Genomic DNA, 5,666 nt, shown 5'->3' on the forward strand with positions numbered 1-5,666 from the left:
AATTGAAAAATAATTGCTAATTTTCCCGCAACGAGTCGATATGCGAGAACGTTGTGGTGCATTTAATACACATCAACATCTTTTGCTTCTAAATCGTATTCGTGTAATGGATTTTGCATACTTATACTACCTCGATAACCTAAACAATATTCAACCCATTCTTGGAATTGTTCTTCGGTACACTCTACTGGAGCAACTACGTTTATTCTAACTTCTTTTTCCATAATTAAAAAACGCACCACAACAATTTGTATAAGTAATAGCCGTTGCAGTGCTTGTTTTTAAGGCTATTACTCTTTATTAAGTTAGTTTATAATTCGATAGTTTGTGCTTTCAATCGGCTACTACTCATACAATAGACGTTATCTCACATTCAAAAAAACACTACGCTGAATTGAAAAACCTCAAATCCGATTTTAATATAGAACAAATTGGACGCTTCCAATTTTATAGCGGAATAATTGTTGGGATTGGGTACTCAATTATATTGACTTTTTTATTTAAAATGCTATCAAAAGCGAATAATATTACAATAGCGTTGAATGATGGAAATTGGAATAACCTACTAAATTCAAATCTTGATTTTTATTACACACTATTTTTTGGACTATTGTCGGTTAGTCTTGGTTTTTGTTTTACGACATACTTGTGGATAAGCAAACCGAATTCAAAAAAACGAAATGAAACTCGGAAATTGAGATTCGCACAAACCAATTCGATTTTTATATTCGGAGTAATAATGCTCGTATTAACAAGATTTTTCTCAATTTATATGGGATATAATTATGACGGATTTTATCTCAACTTGAAAGAATACTTTGGATTTTCAGTATTTCTTCTTCCATTATTTATATTTTTATACTGTTGGACTTTAATTTCAAAAATATATAAGTCTAAAAAGGCTATTTTGATTTCGTTAATGATATTTGGAATTTTAGGATTGATATTGAGCCGAATAAGAACGTGAGATAACAGCGCATATAGTTTATGGCGGATTTTGTGCCAATATCAAAAGTTTTTGTAATTTTAGAAACGTAAAAAAAAAGCCGATAAATTAGCGCATTTTTGCCCGCCACAAACCATATACGCATACCGTTGGCAACAAGCATAACCAACAAAATTTAAGGAATTTGATTTTGAAAATATACCAATAGTTGGTATATTTGGTAAAACTTTTAAGTTATGGCCAAAAATACATCGATATTACTAGGAGACTACTTTGATAGTTTTATAAATCAGCAAATAAAAAAAGGAAAATATTCTTCTGCAAGCGAAGTTGTAAGAGCTGCTTTGAGAATGTTTGAACACGAAGAGTCAAAAAAAACCGAACTTATTAAAGAACTCAAAAAAGGGGAAAAATCAGGATTTGTAGAGAACTTTGATCGTAAAAAACTTTTAAAAAAACTTCACCAAAATCATCTGACTGAATGATGAATTATAAAATCAGTCAAGAAGCAAATCGAGATATTGAAAACATTTGGGTTTATACATTTGAAAACTGGTCTCTTGAACAAGCGGACAGATATTTAAACTTAATAATAGATGAAATTGAATATTTGACTAAAAACCCGAATTCTGGAAAAGATTATAGTCAAATTAGAAAAGGATATTTTCGTTCTCTAGTCAAGTCACATTTTATTTTCTATAAAATCAACCTTAAAAATGAACAAATTGAAATCATAAGAATTTTGCACCAAAGAATGGATGTTGAATCTCGATTGAATGAATAAAATGCCAGTTGCCAACACTGCATATCGCTCATTGCGGCGTTTTGGCTGAAATCGGAGTTTTGGGATTTTCTGGGAATAAAATTATTAGATTGAAAAATTATTGCTAATTTTCCCACAACGAAGCGATATGCGAGAATGTTAGCCATTATTAGAAAAAAATGAACGAACCGAAAATAACAGAAATTAAACTTGACAAACACTTTAGGTTTATGTACTCTAATTTTGTGATTTCAAGCCAACAGAAATTATATTTAATATTGGCAAGAAAAGAAAATGATTTAGATGTTATTGAGTTTGATTTCTCAATCTATAAATATGGTTATCCAAATGATGAAGTTGGTCATCCTTTAATGAAATATGGATTAGGATTTTACGGTTTTTATGAAGTTAAAAATTCTAAATGGATTGAAGAATTAAGGTTAAACAATTCTTTTCACCCAAGACATATCGATTCAATTTATGATGACAAACAACATTTTATTGCTAAATTTAAAGATGTAACCTTAGAAGTTATTTCATATGGATATGAGCTAAAAACCCTTTCTCAATCATACCTTTTAAACGAAACAATAAAAGAATTGAATAATTTAGATGATGATTAAAAAGAGTGAAAATAATAAAATCAGCAAGTTCTTAAGTTTGATACTTAGACATAACCCCGAAAAAATAGGGCTTGAACTTGATTCCGCTGGCTGGACAAATGTTGATGATTTATTGACTAAAATGAATTCAAATGGACAATCAATTAATTTTGACATACTAGAATTCATTGTCAAAACGAATGAAAAGAAACGGTTTGGATTTAATTCAGATAAAACCCAAATTAGGGCAAATCAAGGTCATTCAATCAAAATAGAACACGAGTTTAAATCAATAATTCCACCAGAGATATTATATCACGGTACTGGAGAAAAATCCATTGAAAGTATCCTAAACATAGGAATAGAAAAAAGAAACAGACACCATGTTCATTTAAGTGCTGATAAAGTAACGGCCATGAAAGTTGGTCAAAGACACGGAAAGCCGGTAGTTTTAGAAATTTTGGCTATGAAAATGACAAAAAATGGACACGAATTTTATATGTCTGAAAACAATGTTTGGCTGACTGATTTTGTACCAAAAGAATTTATATTTTATAATAAAAACAATGGCTAACACTGTGTATACGCAACAGCTGGGTTTGTGACTGGAATCAAAGTTTGGGATAATTTGCTAACTTTGAGACTGAATTTAAAAGATTTAGAATTTTTACGCGCTACTGCGCATACACGAAAACGTTAGGGTGCATTTGAAATGAGAAATATTACTTTAAATATAATATTGATTTTGATGATTACAAGTAGTTGTAAAAGCGACTTATTATCTGAATCCAAAAAAGAAAAAATAACGGAACTAAATAATAAGGCTGTTGAAATGCGGATGACCGGAGAATTGTCAGAGGCGGAAAAGTTATATGAACAAGCATTTAAAATAGACAATACGAACTTAAGTATCCATTCTTCTTTATTGGGTATTTATATACAAAAAGATGAGATTAAAAGAGCATTTGATTTTTTAGAAGATTTACCTGAAAAACTAAAGAAAACGGATTACTACTTTCAAACAAAAGGAAATTTACTTGAATACGATGGTAAAATTAAAGAAGCTAAAGAACAATATAAAAAGGCACTTGAATTAAGTGATATTGGAACAATTAGAAATGAACAAGATTTGAACCGACTCGTAAACTATACAATGCTTGAGACTTTTGCAGGTTATAAGGATAAAGCTGTTAATAGAATCAATGATGTTCTAAAATTTGATTGGCTTACTAATGATAACAAAGAATTTTTAGAAACCTTCAGAAACGAATTTGAATATTATCAAGGTAATGGTGCGTTAGATTTTCAAAATAAAAAAATAATTAAAATTTGTACTAAAAATCTTGATAGTTTAAAGCAAATTCTCAGGAGAAATCACATTAATATTACTGGCAGTAGTTTTCCAATCGACAAAAACGAAAGAGCTGAAATTAGAATTAAAGAAAAGTATAGAAGTGGAATTGAGGTGCTTGGAATAAGTGAGTGTGATTGAAAACGCACCCTAACAATATGTATCTTCAATGGCGAGGTTTGGGAGTTGAAACGCAAAGTTTGGGATTTATTTTCTAACTTTACGATTGAAAAATAAAGGGCTGTGCTTTTTTGGTCGCCACTGAAAGATACACTTCCCGTTGTGCCTCATATAAAACGCGTTATGAAATAAATGAAAATAAAAACTTATATATTCTTAATATTATCACTTATAGTTTTGGAAGGTTGTTTAAATATGAATAGCCCTGAAGACCAAGCAAATTATATTAAGTGCTATAATTCATTTGATTCTAAGTTGATTGATATTATACCAAATAAGATTCCAAATAGTTTTGTGAGTTATGGTTATTCATCTCCAAAATATTTTTTCTATGATTACGCTGGAATGCACATTACTACAAAGATTTCTGATGAAGATGAATATAATAAATTGAGAGAAAAGTATTCAGAAAAAGCAAAAGCGATAAAAAATTCTTCAGATAAGTGTTTAATCATAATAACTACATCCGATAATGAATTGGAAGAAGGTGTTCAAGGAAATTTCAATTGCGAACAGCCTATACCAATACCACAATACGCAATTTTTAAACCAGACGGTGGAAAAAATAACATAAATAGAATTAAAAACTTGGAGATAATAGTTTTAGACTTTCAATTTACAGACATACTAAACAGTGCTGATTTAACAGAAAGAAAAAATTTACCAGAAGAATTATCAAAAGGATATTCTAAAGGAGTTACAATTAATAAAAATAATATGACTATTCAAAAATGGGTCGTATTCTGGTAAAACATAGTAATTATGGATTTTAAAAGAGTTTTCAAAAAGTATATAATCTTATTGCTTATCTATTTGGTAATCACAAGATTTATAAATCCATTTGGATTAAAAATATACTACTCAATTATAGAAAATCCAATTGATAATCCTAATTCAATAGAAATAATAGAATCTATAATGAGATTAATAGAATTCATCGTTAATCTAATTTTCGTAATATTTATGATTATTGATACCAAATCAAAAAAACTAATTGATTGGTTAATAATGATTGTGACCTTTTTGAATCCTGGAATTGGAATCGCATTATTTATAGTTTGGAACTATTATAAACTGAATGAAAAAAATACGAGGCACAACACGAGGCTATAAGTAATGCTGTATTTTGTGCTTAATCGAAGTTCTGAGATTTTTTGCTAAATTTGTTGAATAGTTGAAAAGTGTTGGCATTTTTGCACAGCACTACTTATAGCCCAAACGTTGTAAAACATTGCTATCTAAGTCTTAGCATTTCATCCGCTAAAAAATAAGCATCTTTTACAATATGTTCAGCAATAGTTAAGTCATCGCCATTGCGTCTTATCCAATCCTCTAAAACCTTTTCTCTGTGCTTATTTGTTAGCTCACCATCCCAAACTTGCATTTTAGTCTGTGCAAACCCAATAGCCATTTCATCACGCAACGATTTCACAACACCGTGTATAGGTAATTGTTGCTTATTGTATATTTGCTCAATTTCGTTAATTAAGTCCTCGTTTTTATAACCTCTTTTTTCTAATACTTCACTTAGTTTTTCTCTATTATTTTTCATCTTTATTCTGTTTTTATTTGTTAATTATTCGCTTTAATTCCACAACTACCCATACACAATTACGTTAGCAAGCACATAAAAAATCATTCTCAAAAAAAACACGCTGATTTCAACTCTGAGAAATCCAAATTAAATTCATTTTTGGTTATTTAAAATCTAATCAAAATGGAATTTTACGCTTAGAAATTCATCTGATATTTACTCGGCTAACATCTGATTTTAATGAAATATCTGACAATTAAAATCATTGTTTATCCGTGAAATTGCGAGCC

Annotated in this window: 9 protein-coding genes; 7 read left to right on the top strand and 2 right to left on the bottom strand. The window is 29.5% G+C overall.

Annotation, left to right across the window (positions count from 1 at the left end):
• Positions 1-62 precede the first annotated feature (62 nt).
• Positions 63-224, bottom strand: coding sequence for a hypothetical protein (locus EIG86_RS14075; protein ID WP_157983099.1), 162 nt, complete (start codon positions 222-224; stop codon positions 63-65).
• Between the two features lie 958 nt (positions 225-1,182).
• Between EIG86_RS14075 and EIG86_RS01650 the strand changes: the two genes are divergently transcribed.
• The 7 genes from EIG86_RS01650 (at position 1,183) to EIG86_RS01680 (ending at position 4,955) form a co-directional block, all read left to right on the top strand.
• Positions 1,183-1,431 (top strand): type II toxin-antitoxin system ParD family antitoxin, encoded by a 249-nt coding sequence (locus EIG86_RS01650; RefSeq protein WP_127844410.1) that lies wholly within the window; start codon positions 1,183-1,185, stop codon positions 1,429-1,431.
• Positions 1,428-1,730 carry a type II toxin-antitoxin system RelE/ParE family toxin gene (locus tag EIG86_RS01655; protein WP_317129899.1) on the top strand — a complete coding sequence of 101 codons (303 nt, stop codon included), beginning with the start codon at positions 1,428-1,430 and terminating at the stop codon, positions 1,728-1,730. Before EIG86_RS01650 ends, EIG86_RS01655 begins: the two co-directional genes overlap by 4 nt.
• A 158-nt stretch (positions 1,731-1,888) precedes the next feature.
• Complete coding sequence (locus EIG86_RS01660) at positions 1,889-2,332, top strand: hypothetical protein (protein WP_127844411.1); 444 nt, start codon at positions 1,889-1,891, stop codon at positions 2,330-2,332.
• A complete protein-coding gene (locus EIG86_RS01665; protein ID WP_317129900.1) occupies positions 2,322-2,885 on the top strand; it encodes an RNA 2'-phosphotransferase in 564 nt (187 codons plus the stop codon). Before EIG86_RS01660 ends, EIG86_RS01665 begins: the two co-directional genes overlap by 11 nt.
• A gap of 174 nt (positions 2,886-3,059) precedes the next feature.
• On the top strand, positions 3,060-3,803 hold the full coding sequence (locus tag EIG86_RS01670; protein WP_127844412.1) for a tetratricopeptide repeat protein: 744 nt from the start codon (positions 3,060-3,062) through the stop codon (positions 3,801-3,803).
• 171 nt (positions 3,804-3,974) lie between these two features.
• Positions 3,975-4,592: a hypothetical protein gene (locus tag EIG86_RS01675; RefSeq protein WP_127844413.1), complete on the top strand. Its 618-nt coding sequence runs from the start codon at positions 3,975-3,977 to the stop codon at positions 4,590-4,592.
• 12 nt (positions 4,593-4,604) lie between these two features.
• Positions 4,605-4,955 (top strand): hypothetical protein, encoded by a 351-nt coding sequence (locus EIG86_RS01680; RefSeq protein ID WP_127844414.1) that lies wholly within the window; start codon positions 4,605-4,607, stop codon positions 4,953-4,955.
• 121 nt (positions 4,956-5,076) lie between these two features.
• Here the strand turns inward: EIG86_RS01680 and EIG86_RS01685 are convergent, their stop codons facing one another.
• Positions 5,077-5,394, bottom strand: a complete 318-nt coding sequence (locus tag EIG86_RS01685) for a hypothetical protein (RefSeq protein ID WP_127844415.1) — start codon at positions 5,392-5,394, stop codon at positions 5,077-5,079.
• Positions 5,395-5,666: the final 272 nt, after the last annotated feature.

The organism is Psychroflexus aestuariivivens (assembly GCF_004010055.1).
Taxonomy (GTDB): Bacteria; Bacteroidota; Bacteroidia; order Flavobacteriales; family Flavobacteriaceae; genus Psychroflexus; species Psychroflexus aestuariivivens.